The organism is Chitinophaga sp. 30R24 (assembly GCF_049056765.1).
In the GTDB taxonomy this organism is placed as follows: Bacteria; Bacteroidota; Bacteroidia; order Chitinophagales; family Chitinophagaceae; genus Chitinophaga.
In genome coordinates this window covers 144,463-167,630 of the sequence record NZ_JBJGXX010000007.1, presented here as the reverse complement: position 1 = coordinate 167,630, position 23,168 = coordinate 144,463, and the positions used below count along the sequence as shown (strand labels likewise).

General features: G+C 38.6%; 14 protein-coding genes and 1 tRNA gene. 9 read left to right on the top strand and 6 right to left on the bottom strand.

Translation table 11 applies throughout. The annotated features are described in order from the left end of the window. The first annotated feature begins 92 nt into the window (after positions 1-92). The 5 genes from ACDQ55_RS15840 (at position 93) to ACDQ55_RS15820 (ending at position 7,545) form a co-directional block, all read left to right on the top strand. Entirely contained in the window at positions 93-977 is an 885-nt protein-coding gene (locus tag ACDQ55_RS15840) for a helix-turn-helix domain-containing protein (protein WP_420982406.1), read from the top strand. A gap of 343 nt (positions 978-1,320) precedes the next feature. Further along, the gene (locus ACDQ55_RS15835) at positions 1,321-2,496 is read left to right on the top strand and encodes an efflux RND transporter periplasmic adaptor subunit (RefSeq protein WP_420982404.1); all 1,176 of its coding nucleotides are present in this window, start codon (positions 1,321-1,323) and stop codon (positions 2,494-2,496) included. A gap of 145 nt (positions 2,497-2,641) precedes the next feature. After that, positions 2,642-5,809 (top strand): efflux RND transporter permease subunit, encoded by a 3,168-nt coding sequence (locus ACDQ55_RS15830; RefSeq protein WP_420982403.1) that lies wholly within the window; start codon positions 2,642-2,644, stop codon positions 5,807-5,809. A 74-nt stretch (positions 5,810-5,883) separates the two neighbouring features. Further along, positions 5,884-7,263 (top strand): efflux transporter outer membrane subunit, encoded by a 1,380-nt coding sequence (locus ACDQ55_RS15825; protein ID WP_420982401.1) that lies wholly within the window; start codon positions 5,884-5,886, stop codon positions 7,261-7,263. Positions 7,264-7,460: 197 nt separating this feature from the next. Further along, positions 7,461-7,545: transfer RNA gene (locus tag ACDQ55_RS15820), tRNA-Ser, on the top strand. Between the two features lie 328 nt (positions 7,546-7,873). Here ACDQ55_RS15820 and ACDQ55_RS15815 read toward each other — a convergent pair. After that, positions 7,874-9,304 carry a hypothetical protein gene (locus ACDQ55_RS15815; protein WP_420982400.1) on the bottom strand — a complete coding sequence of 477 codons (1,431 nt, stop codon included), beginning with the start codon at positions 9,302-9,304 and terminating at the stop codon, positions 7,874-7,876. 1,147 nt (positions 9,305-10,451) lie between these two features. Between ACDQ55_RS15815 and ACDQ55_RS15810 the strand changes: the two genes are divergently transcribed. Further along, positions 10,452-11,585 (top strand): FAD-dependent oxidoreductase, encoded by a 1,134-nt coding sequence (locus ACDQ55_RS15810; protein ID WP_420982398.1) that lies wholly within the window; start codon positions 10,452-10,454, stop codon positions 11,583-11,585. 146 nt (positions 11,586-11,731) lie between these two features. Here the strand turns inward: ACDQ55_RS15810 and ACDQ55_RS15805 are convergent, their stop codons facing one another. Both ACDQ55_RS15805 and ACDQ55_RS15800 read right to left on the bottom strand, forming a co-directional pair. Then, entirely contained in the window at positions 11,732-12,898 is a 1,167-nt protein-coding gene (locus ACDQ55_RS15805) for a FecR family protein (RefSeq protein ID WP_420982396.1), read from the bottom strand. A 46-nt stretch (positions 12,899-12,944) separates the two neighbouring features. Next, entirely contained in the window at positions 12,945-13,499 is a 555-nt protein-coding gene (locus ACDQ55_RS15800; protein ID WP_420982395.1) for an RNA polymerase sigma factor, read from the bottom strand. 501 nt (positions 13,500-14,000) lie between these two features. On the opposite strand from ACDQ55_RS15800, the gene ACDQ55_RS15795 reads away from it, so the two are divergent. From ACDQ55_RS15795 to ACDQ55_RS15785, 3 genes are all read left to right on the top strand, one after another. Further along, on the top strand, positions 14,001-17,519 hold the full coding sequence (locus tag ACDQ55_RS15795; protein ID WP_420982393.1) for a SusC/RagA family TonB-linked outer membrane protein: 3,519 nt from the start codon (positions 14,001-14,003) through the stop codon (positions 17,517-17,519). A 16-nt stretch (positions 17,520-17,535) separates the two neighbouring features. Then, positions 17,536-18,918, top strand: coding sequence for a RagB/SusD family nutrient uptake outer membrane protein (locus tag ACDQ55_RS15790; protein ID WP_420982391.1), 1,383 nt, complete (start codon positions 17,536-17,538; stop codon positions 18,916-18,918). Between the two features lie 134 nt (positions 18,919-19,052). Next, a complete protein-coding gene (locus tag ACDQ55_RS15785) occupies positions 19,053-20,510 on the top strand; it encodes a TlpA family protein disulfide reductase (protein WP_420982390.1) in 1,458 nt (485 codons plus the stop codon). 156 nt (positions 20,511-20,666) lie between these two features. Here ACDQ55_RS15785 and ACDQ55_RS15780 read toward each other — a convergent pair whose 3' ends face one another. The 3 genes from ACDQ55_RS15780 to ACDQ55_RS15770 all read right to left on the bottom strand — a co-directional run bounded on the left by ACDQ55_RS15780 (position 20,667) and on the right by ACDQ55_RS15770 (position 22,930). Beyond that, on the bottom strand, positions 20,667-20,945 hold the full coding sequence (locus tag ACDQ55_RS15780; protein ID WP_420982389.1) for a hypothetical protein: 279 nt from the start codon (positions 20,943-20,945) through the stop codon (positions 20,667-20,669). A 113-nt stretch (positions 20,946-21,058) separates the two neighbouring features. Beyond that, on the bottom strand, positions 21,059-21,514 hold the full coding sequence (locus tag ACDQ55_RS15775; RefSeq protein WP_420982388.1) for a MauE/DoxX family redox-associated membrane protein: 456 nt from the start codon (positions 21,512-21,514) through the stop codon (positions 21,059-21,061). Positions 21,515-21,535: 21 nt separating this feature from the next. Then, positions 21,536-22,930, bottom strand: a complete 1,395-nt coding sequence (locus ACDQ55_RS15770) for a protein kinase domain-containing protein (protein WP_420982386.1) — start codon at positions 22,928-22,930, stop codon at positions 21,536-21,538. Between the last annotated feature and the right edge of the window lie 238 nt (positions 22,931-23,168).

Below are 23,168 nucleotides of genomic sequence, written 5' to 3'. Positions count from 1 at the left end.
ATACTTTTTATCTATAGCCATATAGATGGTTGTACCCATTATAATCTGTTACCTTTATCAGCATAAATTTTACCTGAAAAGATTTAAAGCATATGGAAATAGCAAGTGTTGTAACACGTATTTCAGATATACAGGTATATAATTGTGATTACGCGGAAGGAGCTTCTTTTTTCATGGGAGAATGGAAAGGGTGTGAAACCTGTGTGGAAGATCTGAAGGTACCGCACCGCCACAATGGGTATAGCATAGATATATTGATCAAGGGCCGCATACGGCAGTCGATAGATTTTAAAAGTTATGAGATAGAAGCGCCTGCTATCATGCTGATGGAGCCTAACCAGATCCATCGGCATGATATGGCTGAAGATGCGGAGCTGATTAATATATACTTCACCAATGATTTTTTAGTGCCAGATCTGCAGGGAGTAGTGAGCTGCTGGCGTTGTGTATTCACTTCAGGACTAATACCGCTTAATGAAGAGCAGTTGGAAGAAGTATTGGCTTATGCTGCATTGATCCGCAAAGAATATAATGGTAACAAATACCGCAAAGACGATATTATCCGGGGATTGCTGAATGCTTTTGTAATTGCCTGCGGAAGAATTTCTGAGCCGTCCGGAAAATGGATGAATGTAGAAAGCTCACAATACAATATGGTAAGGCAGTTTAAGATGTTGGTAGATGAACATTTTCACGAAAAGGCACAGGTGTCTGATTATGCAGAAATGTTGTACGTTTCGCCAGGACATTTAAATGACACCGTGAAAGCATTGTTGGGTAAGAACGCAAAGTATGTTATAGACGAGAAACGTATTATGGAAGCAAAGCGGCTACTGTATTGGGGGGAGCATTCCATTAAGCAGATCGCTGCACAGTTGAGTTTTGAAGATGATGCGTATTTCAACCGTTTCTTTAAAAAGCATTCCGGATATACGCCGGCATCATTTCAAAAGAGTATCCGTGAAAAGTACAATTAAACCCGTAATAATTTAAATGTCTGTTAACTTTAAATATCTATTTTTGCGTTGTGTTTAATTTAATGGTGTCGCCCGTGCATCATTTTAAAATTGAAAACCGATGAAAATTTTTTAGCGGCCAACCGCAAACCTTCATTTTTTCTTTTTTTACAGTAGGAACCAATTGCTGTACTCGCACACGCTTTGTGCTGTGACATTGTATGTGCCCGAGTATCGTATAACTGCCTACCTGTATTCACACACCCACTGCTGTCACTGTTACTGATTGCTGCGACCAAGGCTGCCTTTTTGTGTCCTTGTTCGTAAGGGGGGAATTTTATTGTTAGTCGTTTAAAATTGTATTATGAAACAGATGAGATCAACATTTGTAAATTGGCCGGCAGGCTTACTCTATAGTTATATAGTTATTTCTGTATTGTCTGCATGCGGTACTACGCAGGCAAAAACCGAAGCGGCGCCGCCAGCACCGTTGCCGGTATTGCAAGTGAGCGCTATTCCCGCTACTACTTTCCGGGAATACAGCGCTACGCTGGAAGGCCGTACCAACGTGGAAATCCGTCCACAAGTAGAAGGTATCCTGGAAAAGATCTTTGTAGACGAAGGCGCTTTTGTAAAAGCTGGTCAACCTTTATTTAAGATTAATGATCGCATATATAATGAGCAGCAAAGTAATGCCAGCGCATTGTTACAGGCGGCAAAAGCCAACCTGGACAAAGCACAGGTAGAGGTGGACCGTTTGGCCCCTCTGGTAAAGAATAACGTGGTATCAGATGTACAGCTTAAAACTGCACAGGCTAATTACGAAGCTGCGAAAGCTGCAGTAGCTCAGGCCCAGGCGCAGCTTGGTACTACGTATATCAATGTAGGATATACGCTGATGACGGCTCCTGTGAATGGATATATAGGTAGGATTCCTTATAAAGTTGGTGCGCTAGTAGGCAGATCTGAGCCACAGCCACTTACCGTATTGTCTGATGTAAATGAAGTATATGCTTACTTTTCTATGAGCGAGCCGGAGTTCCTGAAATTCAAAAATGAAACGCCTGGAAATAATATCGCGGAAAAAGTAAAACACCTGCCAGAAGTATCACTGAAACTGGCCGACAATAGCATTTATACAGAAAAAGGCCGTATCGAAACCATGGAAGGCCAGTTTGATAAAACGATGGGCGCTGTGAGCTTCCGGGCTACCTTCCCTAATGCTTCCGGGCTGCTGCGCTCCGGTAATACGGGTAAAGTATTATTGCCCGAACAATTTACCGACGCTGTAGTAGTGCCTACTGAAGCTACTTATGAGATGCAGGATAAAGTGATGGTGTTCCTGGTGGCAGATAGTAATAAGGTAACCAGTGTGCCTATTTCCATATCCGGTAAAAGCGGTAATTACTATTTCATCGAAAAAGGTGTTAAGGCGGGGCAGCGTATTGTTTACTCAGGGCTCGACCGCTTACACGAAGGCACTGTGATTGCTCCGCAGCAGCTATCACTCGACAGTTTGCTGAAAGTAAGACCTCTTTAATTTTTTCACGCATTGGCGGTATATGTATAGCTCATTATGAACCGATCCGGCTCATAATGGATGGTATTACCCGGTTTTAGTAGCCCTGCGTGAAAATTATTCTCAAACGCCATCAATGTGATGACGCTTAAATACTATTGCTTGTATGTTTAGAAAATTTATAGAACGGCCTGTATTGGCCACCGTTATATCCATCATACTGGTGTTATTGGGTATACTGGCATTGTTTACGTTGCCCATGAGCCAGTTCCCGGAAATAGCACCGCCAAGTGTGTCGGTAACGGCATCATATCCGGGCGCCAATGCGGAAGTGGTAGCACGTTCCGTGGCTACGCCTATTGAAGAAGCGGTGAATGGTGTAGAGAACATGACTTACATGACCTCTAACTCCAATAATGATGGTTCCATGACGCTCAATATTTATTTTAAGTTGGGCACCGATCCGGACCTGGCGGCCGTAAACGTACAAAACCGCGTAGCGAAAGCCACCAGCCAGCTCCCTGCAGAAGTTGTACAGGCAGGTATCACTACCCAGAAACAACAGAACAGTATGATCATGGTGGTGAACTTGGTGAGCGACCGGCCGGAATATGATGAAACCTTCCTGCAGAACTATGCGAAGATCAATATCATTCCGGAAATACAACGTGTAAACGGTGTAGGTCAGGCCATGGTATTTGGCGCTAAGGATTACTCCATGCGTATCTGGCTGAAGCCCGATCGTATTGCTGCCTATAATATGTCGCCCCAGGAAGTGCTGGCTGCTATCCATGACCAGAACCTGGAAGCAGCGCCTGGCCGCTTTGGGGAAGGCAGTAATGAGTCTTATGAATATATTATCAAATACAAAGGAAAGCTGAATAAGAACCAGCAGTATGAAGATATTATCCTGAGAGCTGATGCCAATGGAGCCGTTGTGCGCCTGAAAGATGTAGCCCGTGTAGAATTTGGTTCCTTTAGCTATGGTAGCGATACTAAAGTAAACAGTAAGTATGGTATCGGTATTGCCATCAACCAGACTGCTGGTTCTAACTCCAATGAAATACAGGAGAACATTAATAAATTGATGAAGAAGGCGGAAGCCAATTTGCCGGCAGGTATTGAGCACTTTAATATTTACAGTACTAAAGAATACCTGGACGAATCTATTGATCAGGTGAAACATACGCTGATAGAAGCTTTCATCCTGGTGTTTATAGTGGTGTTCATTTTTCTGCAAGACCTGCGGTCTACGCTGATACCTGCTATTGCAGTGCCAGTGGCTATTATAGGTACATTCTTCTTCATGAAGCTTTTTGGGTTCTCTATTAACCTGCTTACCCTGTTTGCCCTGATCCTGGCGATTGGTATCGTAGTAGACGATGCGATTGTGGTAGTGGAAGCAGTACATGCTAAAATGGAACGCGGCGCTAATCCAAGAAATGCCACGCTTTCTTCCATGCAGGAAATTTCCGGAGCTATTATCTCCATTACCTTGGTAATGTCGGCAGTGTTTATCCCGGTAGGTTTCATGGAAGGCCCTGCAGGGGTATTTTACCGGCAGTTCGCTTTTACATTGGCCATTGCTATTCTGATCTCAGCATTGAATGCGTTAACGCTTAGTCCTGCTTTATGTGCGCTGATATTAAAAGACCACCATGCAGCAGGAGAGAAAGCGTATGGAGCGGCTGCCCCAAAAGGTTTTGGCAAACGTTTCTTTGGCGCTTTTAACACGGGCTTCAATGCGATGACCAACAAGTACACCAACACGTTGCAATTCCTCATCAAAAATAAATGGGTAACCATTGTGGGATTAATAGTAGTAGGTGTAACTACTGTATGGATGATGCGTAAAACGCCATCCGGCTTTATTCCTACAGAAGACCAGGGCTTCGCTGTATACTCAGTGACTATGCCTCCGGGTTCTTCCCTGGAACGTACCCGCGAAGTAGTGGCTAAAGTAGAACATATTGTAAAAGATCTGGAGTCTTCTAAAATGTTCCTGAGCGTATCTGGTTTTAACTTCCTGACTAACTCCAGCAGCGCAACATCCGGTGTAGGCTTTATTAAGCTGAAGCCGCATGCAGAGCGTGGCGCAGTGAAAGATATAAATGCCCTGATGGGTATGTTGCAGCAGAAACTTGCAGCCATCCCTGAAGCCAGCGTCTTTGTATTTAATATGCCTACCGTACCGGGGTTCAGTAATGTAGCAGGCTTTGAAGTGGTGCTACAAGACCGTACCAGCGGCCCATTGGATAAACTTGGTCAAACAGCTTATGGCTTTATTGGAGAGCTGATGAAGCGCAAGGAGATTGCTTTTGCTTTTACCACTTTCAATAATTCCCACCCGCAGTTTGAAATAGAGGTGGATGATCGTAAAGCAAAACAGCTGGGCGTGCCTGTAAGCGATATCCTGCAAACGATGCAGGTATACTACGGTAGTATGTATGCTTCCGATTTTAACCGCTTTGGTAAGTACTACCGTGTAATTGTACAGGCCGATGCAGGGATGCGTAAGGAACCTGCCTCACTGGATGGGGTATACGTAAAAAACTCGCATGGCGAAATGGTGCCTATCAATACCCTGGTAACACTGAAACGGGTATACGGTCCGGAAACAGTAACGCGTAACAATCTCTTTAATGCTGTTACTATTAACGGACAGGCTAAGCCTGGATACAGCAGTGGCGACGCTATTAAGGCAGTAGAAGAAGTAGCGGCTAATTACCTGCCCCGTGGCTTTACCTATGAGTGGGTAGGTATGACCAAAGAAGAGATCAGTGCGGGTAACCAGGCGGTTATTATTTTCTCGCTCTGTCTCATCTTCGTATACTTCTTGTTAGCAGCGCAATATGAAAGCTATATTCTTCCGTTGGCGGTAATCTTGTCTATCCCGTTGGGAATTTTCGGCGTATTTGCATTCATTAACCTGTTTGGTATCGACAACAATATTTATGTACAAGTAGGTTTAATCATGCTGATAGGTTTGCTGGCGAAGAATGCGATCCTGATCGTGGAATACGCAGTACAGCGCCGGCGTGGCGGGATGGGATTAGTAGCTTCGGCGATACGTGCGGCCAAGCTGCGTTTGCGCCCGATCCTGATGACCTCTTTTGCTTTTATTGCAGGCCTGTTGCCGCTGATGCGCGCTACCGGATCTTCTGCATTAGGTAATAAGTCGATTAGCACCGGTGCTGCCGGCGGTATGTTAACGGGCGTGATATTAGGGGTATTTGTCATCCCAGTATTGTTCGTCATATTCCAGTATCTGCAGGAAAAGGTCCGTCGTAAACCGATGGTGGTATCGGCTCCGGAAGAAGAGTTGGTGCATTGATGCCGCAAAAAATATTATCAGATCCAGAAAAGAAACAAATGAAAACGAGATATAGTACATTTTACTTTTTGTTGTTGTCCTTAGTTGTGGGATTAGCAGCATGCCGGGTAGGCCGCAATTATGAGCGGCCACCGGTGGCGCTGCCCCAGCAATTCGGTAATGCTGCCCCATCAGACAGTAGCATAGCGACAATAGAATGGAAGCAATTTTTTACAGATGTCACCTTACAGGAGTTGATTGACAAAGCAGTTACCGGTAACTATAACCTGCAATTGGCCATCAAACGGGTGGAAACTGCCGAAGCCTATTTAAAACAGGCGAAGTTAACCTGGTTGCCGGCTTTTACAGCTACCGCTTCCGGTAGCACCAACTTCCCTTCAAAGAACAGCTTCAATGGACTGAACCTGGCATTAAATAACCTGGGAGACCATATTGAAGATTTCAGTATAGGCGTGGGTATGTCGTGGGAAATTGATATATGGGGTAAGATACGCCGTCAGAAAGAAGCTGCCCTGGCTAATTATCTTCAATCTTACGAGGCGGAACATGCCGTACAAACTGGTCTGGTAGCTGCTGTAGCCAACAGCTACTTTAACCTGCTGATGTTGGATAATCAGCTGGGCATTGCCCGTAGGAACCTTGCCCTGAGCGATACTATTGTGCAGATGATCCGTTTGCAAAAGGCAGCAGGCGATGTTACAGAGCTGGGTGTACAACAGGCGATCTCCCAGCAGCAAACTGCGGAATTGCTGATTCCGCAATTGGAGCAAGGTATCGCCATACAGGAGAATGCACTTCGCATTTTAACAGGTGAACTACCGTCAATGATTACACGTAGTAGTAAGTTAAGCGATTTTCAAGTAGCAGATTCCCTGCCAACAGGTATACCTGCCGCTATGATCGGCCGCCGTCCGGATGTGCGTGCCACAGAAATGGGATTGGTAGCTGCTAATGCACAAGTAGGCGTAGCCCAGGCTAGTATGTATCCTTCCCTGACTATTACGGGTAGTGGCGGGTTGAATGCTTTTAAGGCGAGCACCTGGTTTAATATACCTGCTTCTTTGTTTGGCACCGTGGCGGGTAGCGTGGCCCAGCCTATTTTCCAGCGCCGCGCATTAAAAACGCAGTTGGAAGTGGCAAAGATCCAGCGGGAGCAAGCCGTGATACAGTTTCGTCAGGTGGCATTGAATGCAGTAGGTGAGGTAAGTGACGCCCTGGTAAAGTTGGATAAGGTAAAAGTACAGCAGGAGATTGCTGCTCGTAAGGTAGGTACCTCCCACTTGGCAGTAGCTCAGGCCCAACTGTTGTTTCGCAGCGGCATGGCCAACTACCTGGAAGTGATCACCGCCCAGTCTAACGCCTTGCAGGCAGAACTGTCGCAGGCTGATATAGACCGTCAGCGTTTGAGCGCAATGGTAGATTTGTACCGCTCTTTAGGTGGTGGTTGGAAATAAGCTTTTTTAGGATCGTGTATTACGGATCAAAGCGTGACAGGCTAACAGAAAAATTATTAATACAACAGACGAATATAGAGATCGCTTAGGTCCGTAATACACCATCTGTGTTTTTAAAACCCGCTGCTGTAGCGGGTTTTAAAAATTTTAGAAGAAAATTTTGTTATTTTCAATCCCTTTTATACTTTTGCGTCCCTGGAGAGTTGGCAGAGCGGTCGATTGCGGCAGTCTTGAAAACTGTTGACTGTAACAGGTCCCGGGGTTCGAATCCCTGACTCTCCGCAAAAGGGGATAAATCATCACTAAGATGTTTTATCCCCTTTTTATTTCGCCAGTATCGACGAGCTGAATTATAAAAAATTATTTTAAGCGATCGAAATGACTGGTTTACCCACCCACCGACGAATCGTCTCTTTTTGAGCGCCTATCTTATGGCCTGCTGATAAAGCAGCATTTTTTCTGATATAACAAATCGGGCTGCCAGTACTTTTTGTTTGAGATTAAATTTGACTCTTTTATCCATAAAAATGCCCCCAAAAGTGTCTAACTTTTTGGGGGCACTTCAAATGATCAGGAATACCCTTTTATATTTATTGTTGTTCTATGTCTATTAGTTAATCTTCACTGCTACAGGCCCTTCAGGGTTGCTGTGATTTAGAGATGCACTTCTTGATACAGTATTGTCTTTATACCAGAAGTAGAATCTTCCTTCATCGTCCGAAGCTATCGCTTTGATATCACTGATTTTTTTGCCTGTAGGAACGGTGAAGGTATTTCCGTAAGAATATTGAGCCCAGTAACCGCTTCTGCCTACAGAGTAAGTACCATCACTGTACCAGTAATAGCAATCATCGTTATCTTTCTTAACCGTAGTACCGATAAATGTTGCCATTGACTGACCAGGTACCGGATGAGCCTGGATGTAACCATCAATAGGATTGTTACCCAGTTTGTACATCTCGCCATTCATATACCAACCATTGGTGAAATAAGCATAAAACCTGTTGGCCCCGGAGCATGCAATCTCCGCAATTTCAGTATTAGGAATATCTGTACGGCCTTCGTAAGTAGTCATAGGACCTACAGCATTATTCCAGGTTCCTCTTACCACTTTACCATCCTTGGTGTAGTACAGGGTAGCATTACCAGCTGTCATTTCAATACCTACAAGGTCTTTGATCTGACCTGCCGACTGAACAGGCCATTTAGGCGCAGGGAATAGGCGTTTCACCATGGCTGTATCTCCTTTGGAGAACATTTTCGTATGCGGACCCTGAGGAAAATTAGCATGCATTACAGACTCCAGGTCACCGATATTACCAGCATCGTAATAAGAAGTCATCTTCCTGTCGCTATGCTGTAACCCTAATATGTGACCTAAGGCGTGTACCATCGCACTGACCAGCTGATCCTTCGTGATATTATGCACTTGAAGATAGGTGGTATTGAGGGTAATGGAAGCACCTGGTTGCCCGGTGCTGGTTGGGAGGGATACTACGAAAGGTACATCCAACAGTAAGTAGCTAGAGGTGTAAAACATAATATCACTCGGGCCTGGATCGGAATAGGCCATGAAGTTGAACTCTGCGCCATTTAGAATCAAAATACCATTCCAGTGAGCTATTGCGCTATATAAAGCACTCTCCACTCCCGGTGCCGTTTGGCCAGGATGGTACCCGATTTTGAAAACACGGTAATTGTTAACTACATACGGACTTTTAATCGTCTTTGAAGAGTCTTTTGCCTCCACCAGTGGAAAAGTACTGAACATTTGAGCAAGTGTTGACTTTGGTAGGGTCATATCGCCATCAACCAGCAGATTATTTTCGTCCATTGCTTTAACAGCAGTGGAGTCCAGGCCCAATGTTCTGGAATAAATAAACGCTAATGTATCCTGGGGAGTTTTTGGGATTTCATACACCGGCGGTTTAGGAGCCGGTGGGGTTGGTTCAAGGTCAGTAACTTTTGAACCACAGGAATAAAATATAACAGGTAACAAGGCTGCCGACAGCACCTTCATCGGCACAGGGATTTTTCTCATAGTACGCATTTTATGATGCTGTAAAAATAACAGCTATCCAGATACAGTTATCAAAATTTTATTCTGCTCAACTGATCGTACCGGTGCTTAGTCCCCTCTCGACAGGATAACTACCTTCCACTTTTATACCGGGACGTTCAGCTCATTTTTTTCAAAACATTCAGCTCATTATTTCTGAAACTATCATCCAGGAATCATCTGGCCCCAGGTTTGGCGGGCTTTTACGGGTTGGCGAGGGCATGATATCTCACTAATTTTTTACCAGCCGGACCAGCTATCAGTATCTAGTCGAACTGCTGTGTACCGGGTCAGGTTTCTACCCCTGACCGGTTATATTCCCTTTCCTTGCTTATCATGTGGGCATGATAAATTTGTACAAATTTCTCAAAACCGTGCTTGGCTAAGTTATCCTGAGCAACTTTTGTTTCCACTTACCTAATATCCTCCACAAAGGAGGACTACTCCTTGGGCTGGGCGATGCCATGAACCTTGGTTGGAAGCTCGCCGCACCATCCAAAAGAAAGCTCCGGAAGGTTTGTTGGACAGTGATTATACCGAACGACGCTCAATTGGTGCACTTGGGCTTCTGATAGCGAACATAACGAGTAATCAATCAGACCCCCTATCGGAATTCTTTTATTTGAGTTTATATTCAACGATTAAGTCACAATCTCTGATAAGAAGGGTCGAAAATTGTCCTTTCCCCCACTAAGAGCGAGATAAAATTCACGATTGGATTTTGTATCGCTTTTTTAGTTTTAATAGGGTTGTCCCTTCCTGCCTTTTCAAGATATAATAAGAACAGCCTTAGCAGAATTATGCCTGTTGTTAACTATTGCTTCTTGCAACAAATTCTGTGATTAGTACCATCATTACATGCATTACATCTATTTTTCAGTAGATATTCCCATTTTCTTTGTATAAGTCTCTAAAAGGAAAAGTACACTTATGCTATCGGAAAATAATCTTCCTGGTTTAACAGTGGTAATATGCTTTAGCGCATTCAGATCAAAACTTTATGGCAATAGTTGTTTGATAGTTGATAGTAAAAATGTGGAAGATATTTATTAAAACCAGTTCAATTAGGGACATCAATAAATGTAAGTCTGCCGATTTAATTTAATCATAATTAGAAAAAGCTATAAAAATGTCAATTACTGCTGATCTTAATTTACAAGGAGAAAAAAGAATGCGTGTTATTGTTGCTGGCGGAGGTATCGTTGGGCTGACTGTTGGGCTGGCATTGCGCGCTATTGGAGCTGAGGTTTTAATCTGCGAGCAGTCGCCAGAGATCAGGGCGGCCGGTGCCTCCATAGGACTGTGGAAAAATGCACTGGAGGTATTTGCTGAGTTTGGTGTTGGTGATCAAATCAACGCCATTGGTACTCAGATTGAGGCCTGGTTTTATGACGCTTCCGGAAATCGTTTTAGAGCTCCTGGATTTGATGTAGCTGATCATTCCTTTCTACTGGTGCCACGGCCGGCACTCAATACGCTGCTTGCTGATGCGGCCGGGAGTGAGAATATCAAACTAAATAGCAGGATTGTTGGATTTGAGGAACATGAAGAGAAGGTGAGTGTGCGGTTTGCCAACGGCGACATTGAGGACGCCGATCTGCTTATTGGCGCAGATGGTGTTTATTCGGTTGTGCGTAATCGGCTTGTTCCTGGCTACCCGGCTAAAGAGCATAGAGGTCATCACGTTTGGAGAGCCATGATTCCGTCCTGCGGAGAGCCAGCCGAAGGTAGTATTCTCACAGTTGGCCATTACAGAACAAGAGGTGGTTATTCACGTACCTATGGTGGTCAGGTTACCTGGATGGTCAATCAATTCGAAAGTGAGATACCCACCGGTACAAAAAAAGAAGAAGCATTACGGCGTGCGGCCAACCTCAACGATGAGTCGTTGATAAAGCTGATCGAATCAACCCCAGAAGAAGCGATTCTGCATAACCAGATTATGTTCGTTCCGCCGCTGCCCCGATGGGTATCGGCGCGGGTCGCCTTGATTGGTGATGCTGCTCACGGGCTATCGCCACATATTTCTGCTGGTGGAACACTGGGTATAGAAGACGTAAGAGTGCTCGTTCATTTGCTAAAGGCCGGGCCAGATATACAAACCGCTCTTAGGGCTTATGAAGCGAATCGGATACCCCACTATCAGATGGTTCACAGATTGTCACTTGATGTTGAGCACTCAGTAGACGCCAGGGAGTATGCACGCTTTTACGCCACATTCAGCCACTGGATGCTCAACGAAGGAAGCGCTACAAATTTCTAGCATATGCAAAGAGACTGCCTTATACTTTTGATACTCCATCCAGCAATAAAAAGAAAACTGCTGAAGGTGAATCTACGATTCATCTTCAGCAGTGTGGTTGGTGTTGTTGTGGATATGTGATCAGAACAACCTTATGTGAGAAAGCATCAATTTGACTTAAGATATATGAGGTTGTTAGGGGCAATTGTATACTTTATATCTGCTGTTGCAGCAATATTATCTAAAAAGAATTTCAGATCCTGATTCCGGTTTATGACTCCTGTGAATTTTTTAGCGGTTATCAATGAGTCTGTATATATTAAATTGGCTCCATACCATTTCTTGAGCACTTCATTAATTTCAAAGAAAGCGGCATTTTCGAAATAATAGTTATCTGATTTCCAGGATAAGGTTACTTTTTGATCAGTATTATTATCTTTTATATCAGTGTTGTTGATCGCTATGGCAGAATGGCCAGGTTTAAGTACTTTTTGTTGGTGCTTAGTAAGTAATTTTATTGACCCGGTTACTAATGTAACCTTAATGGCTGTTGAATCGTATGAATCAACGTTAAACTCAGTTCCCAATACTTGTATGTCTGTACCTGATGTATGCACAATAAATGGCCGTTGAGGGTCTTTATTTACAGTAATAAATGCCTCTCCTTTTACCCAGATCTCCCTTTTGCCAGAGGTAGCCAATAACAATGGGAATGATATGGAGCTGGATGAGTTTAAAATTATCTTTGACCCATCATTTAAAACAAGTTTGAAATTTTGTTCTTTAGGTACTTCTAATGTATTTATCCCATTTCCTGCATGTCTGTTTTTTAGCATCAATTTTTCTCCGTTCTTGAAGTACCCATTTCCCTCGTTGTCGAATGTTAATTCATGATAGGGCAGGTACAATACTTCATGAGTTGCTGAAACAATAAATGGCCGTTTAACCATCTTACCGGCGAGGCCATTTGTATATGAATAATTCTTGTTTGCCGGATTGGAATTTATATTAGGAGGAATGAATATTATTGCCATTATAATGGCTGCAACTGTTAGCAATTTATCGAAATTATTTCTATTATTCGATCGGGGATAATTAGATTTGTTCGTGTTCAATATTTCATTGAATGAAATTAGATCCCAGGGTGTGTTCTGGTCTAATCGGGCAAAATGTTCTTCTTGATCTTCCTTTGAGAAATTGCAGCAAAAATTTTCCCAAAGCATTCGAACGCTCAAGTCTTCTTCGATTTGCCGGTTAATAAATTCTAATTCACATTCAGAAAGAGTGTTTGCTAACTTTTCGGCGAAGTATATTTGATACTCGTCATCATTCATATTATTGGATCTTATACTCTTTAAAACACTATTTCGTAAAAAATATTTAATTGATTAGCGGCTTTTTTTTAAATTGATACCGAAGTGTTTTTATGGCCCTATTAATATGGGCTCCTACCGTATTAACGCTTATTGATTGGGCCAGAGATATCTCTTTGTATGACATTTCCTCAAAGAATCTCATTTCCAGTATTTTCCTGGAAGCGGATGAGGGTATGGCAGAAATAGCCGATTGGAGCTCTTTTTTAAGCTGTAATCGATCTAGCTTGTCATCGGGAAGTTCTTCCTGTTCTATATAATAATGGCTTGCATTGCGTGCTTTCAGTTGTTGATCTCTGATATAGTTTAGTGCTCTCGATTTAATTATTTGGTACAGGTATCCCTTTACTTTAGCGTCTTTGATGCTATGTAATCTGTTTTGCCATAGATCTACAAATGCGTTATGTACCAGATCGATTGAGATATCTTCATTTTTTACGATGGATAGGCCATAGATGAATAACGGTTTTCGGTATTTAAGGTAGATTTCCTGAAAAGCACTTTCTTCGCCTTTCAACATTTTGTTCAATAAGCTTGCATCTTCTTCAAGGTGGTTAAGCATTGCATGACAAGATATAAAATTAAAGATTACACCGGTTATACTGAGTTCTGAGGGAAACGAATAAAAATGCCACATTATGTGTAAAGCATAAATGCAACAAATATTATGAAGTTTAAAGCAAACCCCCATTTGCATAAACTTCAAGCAGGATTATGTCCAATAAATTAAAGTGTAATTGACTTATAACTAATTATAAAATCTACGGTTATTGTATGTATGAGCTTTTTCTAATAGCTAATTAGGATATACGATTATATACGATTGATCTTTCCGTTGAGATTTAAAAGTAAGAAATTTTTCTGATTTAAATACATAGAAAAGGCAAAATTAAGAGAATGTAAATTTTTAAAATCGGACTAAAGATTTTCAAAATTCCAGTGTTATCTAAAGTAAAGATTTGTCCAAAATAGCTTTTTCCCCCGTAAAGCATATAGAATGTATCAGTCTGTAAATTTTTAGCTCAATGTGATATAATTTTTTTTAATATAAAACCATGTTTCTATGCTTCAATCTATACTTAATAAGACCATTAGAATTTTTTTATTGTTATGCCTTGCACATTTGTCGATGAGTTTTAATATAGGACTGTCTATTTCTCCTTCTCCTAAAATGAAATTTGTTTCTCTCAGTGTAGTGAACAAAACAATTGGGGAGATTTTCAAAAATATCCAGGACCAAACAGGATTGACTTTCTTTTATAATAATGATATTATTAATACTAAAGACAAGAGAACGATTAAAGTGCATAATATACCACTTGATCAGGTACTATCTATATTACTGGATAATAAAAATCTTAATTGGAAAATTGATGAAACCGGTGGTTTAATCCTAATTACCCCTAAATCCCAAAATGGATTAACTCCCTCTGCTCCAATTGAAGATACTTCAAAAGAGATGAGTGTTTCCGGAGATATTCTTGATAAGGATGGTAAAGCAGTAATAGGAGCGAGCGTATTAGTTAAAGGCACTAATATTAGAAGTCAAACCGACGAAAATGGTCGTTTTTTCATCTCAGCTGTTTTAAAGGGAAAAACCATTCAGGTTACCTCTATTGGATATGCTCCCCAAGAGTATACCATCAACAACCAACAATTTATTCATATTATACTAAATCTTTCCTCACAAAGTCTTCATGAAGTAGAGGTAGTTTCTACAGGATATCAAAAATTGCCAAAGGAAAGGGCTACAGGTTCGTTTGACTTTGTAGACAACACGCTTTTAAACAGAAGGGTAAGCACCGATATATTGTCACGTATAGATGGTGTGACTAGCGGTGTTATATTTAATAAGCAGGATAACAAGATTGGAGGAGATCCTAGTACTGGAGGAGATCCTGACATTAGTATCAGAGGACGAAGTACCTTATTCTCAAATACAAGTCCTCTTATTGTTTTAGATAATTTTCCTTATGATGGTGATCCTACTAATATTAATCCCAATGACATAGAATCGATAACTATTTTAAAGGATGCCGCTGCAGCATCTATTTGGGGAGTTAGGGCTGCTAACGGAGTAATAGTTTTAACATCCAAGAAAGGAAGGTATAATCAACAACCTGTAATTAATTTTAATACTAACCTCACCGTTGCAGAAAAACCAAATGTCTATTCCGTGCCACAGCTGAGCTCTAAAGATTATGTGGATGTTGAAAAATATCTTTTTAATAATGGCGAATATGATGTTTTTCTAGATTATGTACCTTATTATGTACAGTCTCCAGTAGTAGATATATTGGATAAGGAAAAAAACGGGATAATAAGCCATGATAATGCCGCAGCTGCTTTATCGGCTATATCTAGTTATGATAATAGAAGTGACTATTCAAGGTATTTTTTAAGGAATGCCATTAATCAGCAATATTCTATAAGTATAGCTGGAGGTTCTCAAAATGACCAATATTATGTATCTGGTGGTTTTGACCGGAATCTTGATGCTAAAGTGCCGAATAGTTATAATAGATATACCGTTAATGCCAGGAATATGTATAAGCTATTTCAGCAAAAGTTGGAATTCTCTACAGATATACTTTTTACAAAAAGCGTTAGTAAATCAAATCCAAATACTTATTTACCCGTGTATCCATACGAAAAATTTGTGGATGATAAAGGAAATGCCTTATCTATAATAAGAGATTTCAGGCAGGCTAGTAAAGACGCTTTAACCAACAATAATTTTCTAGATTGGAACTATTATCCTTTAAATGAACGGAATTATAAGGGAGTTACAAACGATTTAACAGGATACAGAATAAATTTAGGGATAAATTATAAAATTTACCGGGATATATTAAGTCTATCAATCCATTACCAATATGAACAAGGTAATATCAACCAATCAATCTTAAAGGATCTCTCAACGTATTCTACCCGTTTGTTAATTAATCAGTTTACTGAGTTGCCTAGCTCTGGAGTAATAACTTACCCTGTCCCATTAGGGGCAGTGCTTACCCAGTCGATTACCAATAGCAAGAATAATACTGGGAGAGCCCAATTAAGTTACCGTCAGATTTTTTCCGGGGGAAAACATGAAATTAATGCGATTGGTGGAGTCGAAATAAAGGATAATAATACTTTTCAGATGAGTAACATTTTGTATGGATATAATCAGGATAATGCTACTTCTGTTCCAGTTGATTATTTTACCGATTTTCCCAAACAGATTGGAGGTACAGGGAGGATTACAAACTATTATGGTCAGCAGGGGTCTATTGATAGATTTTTCTCATATTATTTGAACGCTAGTTATGTATTTAGATCCAAGTACACTTTTTCTATCAGTGGCAGGAGAGATGAAAGTAATTTATTTGGTGTTGATGCTGAAATGAAAGGTATTCCTTTATATTCATTAGGCGGAAGTTGGGAGATTAGTAAGGAGAAGTTTTATCAAGTTAGTTTCTTGCCATACTTACGTATGCGATTAACAGATGGTTACAATGGAAATTTAAATAAGAGCTTATCCGCATATACAACGTCAGCGGTTATCGGCTTAAATAGTTATAATTCAACACAACAACAAATAGTCAACCCACCTAATCCAATGCTTAGATGGGAGAAAGTTAATGTAGTTAATGCAGCAGTTGATTTTTCTTCCGCTCAAAGCCGTATTTCGGGAAGTGTGGAGTACTATATTAAAAATGCTAAGGACTTAATAGGAAAGAGTCCACTAGCTCCACAAGTAGGCATCGTACAATTTACAGGAAATACAGCTAATATGAAGACTAAAGGATTGGATCTAACCTTGAATACCATTAATATTCGTGGCTCGTTTCAATGGACGAGTAATTTTCTTTTATCCTTTGTAAAAGATAAAATAACTGATTATAAGTATCAAGTTGGAGTTAACAGTTATTATGTACAGCAAAATTATTCAAACCCAATTGTAGGAAAACCCCACTCTGCAATTTTCAGTTATCCTTGGGCCGGATTAGATAGTGCAGGAAACCCACAAGGTATTCTTAATGGTAAAGTTAGTGAGGATTATAGCGGAATAACCAATTCAACAAATATTAATAATCTGGTTTACAAAGGAACCAGCGCGCCAACTTTTTTTGGTGGTCTTCGAAACAATTTTAACTATCATAATTTTGATCTCTCTTTTAATATCACCTATAAGCTTGGATATTATTTCCGTAGAGGTTCTTATACATTGAGCGCTGGTACATATCAACAGGCAGACTACGATAAACGGTGGCAAAAGCCAGGTGATGAGTTTAAAACCATTGTTCCATCACTAATCTATCCATATAATGTGCAAAGAGATATTTTCTACACCTACTCAGAAGCATTAATTGAAAATGCTTCACATATTAGGTTACAGGATGTACAGATTGGTTATACATTCATGAAAAAGCATGACAAAACATTTTTCAAAACCTTAAGAATTTATGCTTATGTAAACAACCTTGGAATTCTGTGGAGAGCAAATCATCTAAGGTTAGATCCAGATGTTGTTGGAGGAGGATATTATGATATTCCAAGTCCTAAGGCATATTCAGTAGGAATAAACCTCAATCTATAACTTTAATTATAATACGATGAACAAGAATAATAACTTGATATTTTGCCTATGGCTACTTTTGTTTGTGTCATGTACCAAAAGTGATTTTTTATCAAAGAAACCTAATACCTCTATTACAATTCCTTCGAGTGTATCTGATATGATGCAATTGCTTGATAATCAGAATGTAATGGCTTATAATAGTCCAGCAGCGGGCTTTTTATCCGCTGATGAATATTATTATCCTACTAAGGCTTCTTATGATGCTTCACGAACTAAAACGGAGAAAAATTTGTACATATGGAACCGTGATATCTATGAGGGAGAAAATAACATCCCCGATTGGAACCAGCCATACAGCGCAATTCTATATGCAAATGTGGTTTTAGAGTCGTGGGATAAACTTTCTCAAGTAGAAAAAGATAGTGAAAATGGGCGTTTTGTGAAAGCATGGGCACTATTCGACCGGGCTTTTAATTATCATAACCTTGTACAAACTTTTTCTGCTGTATATGATAAATCGACTGCAAATACAGATCTTGGCGTTCCGCTCAAGCTTACCGCCAATGTAAATGAAATTAAACAACGGGCAACTCTGGATCAGTGTTACTCGCAAATAATTGATGATTTGACCAATGCAGTTAATCTTTTTACAATTACAATATCAAGTGGTAAGCTAAATCGTCCATCTAAATCATCTGCTTATGCTCTTTTATCAAGAGTATATTTATATATGCGAGATTATAAAAAAGCAGGCGAGTATGCGGACAGTACACTGAATTTATATAATAAATTAATAGATTACAATACATTAGATGTAAATTCAGATATCCCTTTTACACTTGATAATCCAGAGATTTTATTTTACAATATTTCTAACTTGGTCTACATCGAAATGGTGGTAAATTATGGTTCAACAATTATGGATACAACCTTAGTGAACTTTTTTTCTAGCGACGATCTTAGAGGACAGGTTTTCTTTAAAGTTAACAAGGGGGACTATTTAATGAAAGTTGGATATAATGCAATTGGAGGGTATCCGTTTACTGGTTTAGCTATAGATGAGGTTTATTTAACCAAAGCAGAATGTGAAGCACGTGTAGGAAATATGGAAGATGCTAAAAATACTTTAAATACTTTATTAATTAATAGGTACAAAATTGGAACATACATGCCCTTTGATTCAAACGTAAAAGATGAGGTATTAAATAAAATTCTGTTAGAAAGGCGGAAAGAACTTGTGTGGAGAGGGATCAGATGGCAAGATATTAGAAGGCTAAATAAAGAAGGCGCGAATATTATTCTAAAAAGACAAGTTGGTGATGCTAGCTATATTTTAGCACCCAATGACCCCAAATATATTATGCCTATCCCAGATGATGAGATATCATTAAGCCATATTCAACAAAACATGAGATAGTGTTGTTAGGGCAATAAGTAATATTGATATTCTTATAATGTTTATAAGATGGTTATAAAAACACAATGGTAGATGTATTTTATTATTTACGATTCATAACATTAATTATAAATATAATAAATTAATAAAGAAATATGAAATTAGTAAATTTTGGAGTGTTATTGTTTTTAATGCAATGCTACATGTTAATAAAGGCGAGTGGGGCAGATATTACATTTATAGGAAATATTAAAGATGATAAATTGCTAGGAGGAACGATGAGGGTTGAATATTATCGACATTATTCTTTTAGAGGTGTATGGCCGGCAGATACGGTTTTTATTGTAAAAATTAACAACAGGAAATTTACGCTAAGAGTAAATCAACCAGAAAAATATGGATACTTTAGAATTATAATGGAAAAGCCTTATGGAGAAAATGTGAACGGGCGAACTCTACTTATTGGTGCTGGGGATGAAGCTAATTTTATTCTTGAAGATGAAAGAATAAAGTATATAGGAAAGGACTCTTCGAAATTCAATTGTCAAATGAGAATTCAATTTTCAGATGTAACATTTTCTGACCTGTCTAATATGAGTAGGGATTCTAACTATTTTAGATGTCTAATGATGCCATTTAATGAAAGGAGAAATAATGAATTGAAAATTATAGATTCGTACAGTAATGTTATTTCCCGTGAAGAACTTAATATCTTGAGATTAAACGTTAAGTTTGAATACTATATTAGTACATTAGGCTACTTAACAGATTTCCTAACAAGTAAGGATAGTGTAAAGAAACGAAATGCATATCCATTTACTAAAAGGTATATTGACGAAATTTATAGTTCCTATTCTGCTGAGAGTGATGTGTTAAATTCATCAAATTATTATGATCTTGAGTATGATATAATGAAAACAAAAATCTTATTGAAAGATTCAATGAATGTAGATGAAAGTGCGTGGGTTTTTCATAATTTCTTTAATGAAATATGTAAAGATTATAAAGGGGTATTAAGAGATAGGCTGCTTCTTACTAGCCTGACGTCTTTTAACAGCAGAGATGCTAATAGAAGTCAATATAATGATATGATATTAAATATAGTAAATGACCCCTTTGTAAAGAATATAATATCTCGGCAACTTAGTAAGACTATTAAGGGCGTACCGGCATTTGATTTTAAACTGAAAGATACTATGGGAAACTTTGTTAAGCTCTCTGATTTTAGGGGAAAGGTGGTTGTTGTAGATTATTATTTTACAGGTTGTACTGGATGTGCTGCTTTGACCGTAGCTATGAAGCCTATAATAGAAAAGCTAAAAAATAATTCTAAACTGGTATTTCTCTCTATAGATATTGATAAAAGTGTTGAACAATTTAAAAAAGCAGTAAGAAGTGGAGTATATACGCATGCTTCCGGGGTTAATTTATATACAAATGGGGAAGGGGAAAATCATGAGTTGATTAGTTATTATTCTATTCAAGGGTATCCACTTCAAATGATTATAGATAAGGATGGAAATATTTTTGATGGAGATCCACCTATACCGAATGTTTATAAACCTGAGACACTTTCACAACTATTAAGAGTAATTGATTCTGCATTAAATTAGTCAATACTTATTAGATAAGAAAAATATGAGGGTCTTGTAAAATGAGGTGCTCTTTTTCATTCTGATAATTCAGGTTCGTTTACTTATACTAGAACTATAAAAACAAAGGCTGCATATATGCAACCTTTGTTTTTATTCAATTGGAAAGAACTTTAGTTATTTAACATAAATTCTAGCGTCGCCTTTAGGAACGGCAATAACTGCAGTTAATTGGTGTTTGGTAACTGTAGTTGGCAGGCTTGCAGTTGTTGTATAAGCACATGAATTGGCATCAGCAATTGAGCATTTAATAGCGTTATACGGAGTTGTCAGTCTTGTATAAAGTGAATTACCTTTGTTAACATAGGTAACTGCAGCGCGAAGGCTACCAGCGTAAGCAGAAGCTAAACCAACAAATGCAGCAGCTGCCATAACAGCAAATTTCAAAGCTTTCATTTTTTTTGTTTTTGAAGTTAAGAATAATTGTTATTGTTTGTTACTTGCAAGTAATATTTTTAGAGGCAGCATTTTGTAAAATGCATATCCAATTTTTTATATATCACGGTAAATCAAGCCGATAATTTATATGATTGATTTACGTTTTCAACTTTGTGTATTTGTTTATTTAACCAGATTGACAAAATGTTAATGAAAATGAAAAATACATTAAAAATAAGGTGTTCATACCAGTTCATAGATCTTATTACACCACCACAGCTACAAGGAATCCTACCATAATAGTTTAACTGAATTAAAGATATATACCCAGTGAACAGAATTAATAATACTAATGATAGATTCAGTCCAATTTTCCGGTATTTAGGAATTGCCAATAGGATAACTACTAGATATTCTGAAGTTGGTACCGCGTATATTAGAAATTGTTGAAACCAGGGTAACAAAGGTTGGGCTTTCATCGCTAAAATATACTCCTGTACTTTTAATAATTTACTAGTTGGGGTATATACAAAAAGTATAACTATGGAAGATATGAGAAGTTCAAGTATTATCTTTTTAATTTTCATTTTCAAAAGCAAGTTTGAGATTTATGAAACATGTTTATTGCTGGATTTAATCAAATGAATAGAATTATGAATTGTCGATTCTATTTTCTTGATACTCGGTCTTAATTTAGGATCTTCATCCAAGCACTCAATAATTAGATTTACGATAGTGCAGTCTTTGCATATTCCATTCAGAAAATTTGACAAGGCAGCCATATCCTTGGATATAATTTTCGATGGGTGAATAAACGTAAGAATAAATACCAGTAATGCACCTAATGAGTAAATGTCAGATTCAAAGCAGGGGTCCTCTGAGTTTTCTTGCTCTGGCGCCATGTATCCAAACGTTCCCAAAACATAGGGTGGGTTTGGTTCATTAGTTGATATTTTATAGGATAATTCAAAATCTATTATATTAACTATGCCTTTGTCATCAACAATGAAGTTACCGTCCTGGATATCTCTATGTACATATCCTAAGTCATGAATTTTTTGGATGATATTCAAGATTTGAAGGAAATAATCTAATACCTTTATTTTTATTTCGTCGGCGGTATTATCCCAAGTTGTATCCTTTTTTAAGTCTGATATTACATCAAAGAAGAATTTTCCATCTATGTAGTCAATAACGATGTAAAAGTTTTCTTCTTGTACAAATTCATCAAGGTATTTGGCCGTAGGTATTTGGCTACCTATATCTAATAATACTTTACGTTGCCATATGAACCTATCTTTTATATCTCTCCCAAACTCATCCTCAATAGTTCCGTATCTCCCCTCTTTAACAACTACAGGCTTAAAAGCGAATTTTTTAAAACTATAAGCTAAGAATATTTCTCCCTTTGGACCAGGCCTCAACAGTTTCATTTTAAGATAATATTTACCATACATTTTCCTATTTTTCTTAGTAGGATTATATTCTTTAAAAGGAATTAATTTTTTATGTGGTAAATAGAAATCTATCTGCTTTTCATTTACGTTAGGTCCATTAATAATTTTTTCTGTTGAATAGAATGTGTAAATATTTTTATCCAAACGAAATGCATTTGGTACCGCAGCTCCTAAATAATTTTGTGTATAAGGAATTATTCTCTTTAGCAATTTATCTACTTGCTCAATGCTATTTGTATGAATACTTATAAATTTTCCAACTTCATCGAAATCAATACCGCCTGAATTCAATTCGTAACATCTTTTATCGTCTTTTACTAAACGAAAAGGTATGTTTAGTTCTTTTAGTATAGGTAAAATGATTGATATAATTTTTATAGATTTCTTTACTGTTGCGCTAACATATATGGTCCAATTATTATTAAAATTTGGATTCCCACAATAATACCAATGATCATCTTCTGAATATTCAAACTCATATTTATCAAGAATGGATATATATGAATAGAGTATATTTTTATTAGGAGTGATTACTTTTGAATTCATTTTTTTTGTTTCTTTGGTAACTATGTGAGTTATCGGTTGTGTTTTATGATTATTTGAGAATAGAATATTTTTGTGGCGTAGCATTCCACAGTTGTATCCGATATTTTATCTCTTATCTATAATATATTGATGCTTGATTTAATGAGACATATCTGTTGGGCATAGAAATGTTGTTTCTATGTCGCATCAACCTAGCTTATTTTAGAACTGAGTAAAGGATAGTTATTCAGTTATCGTT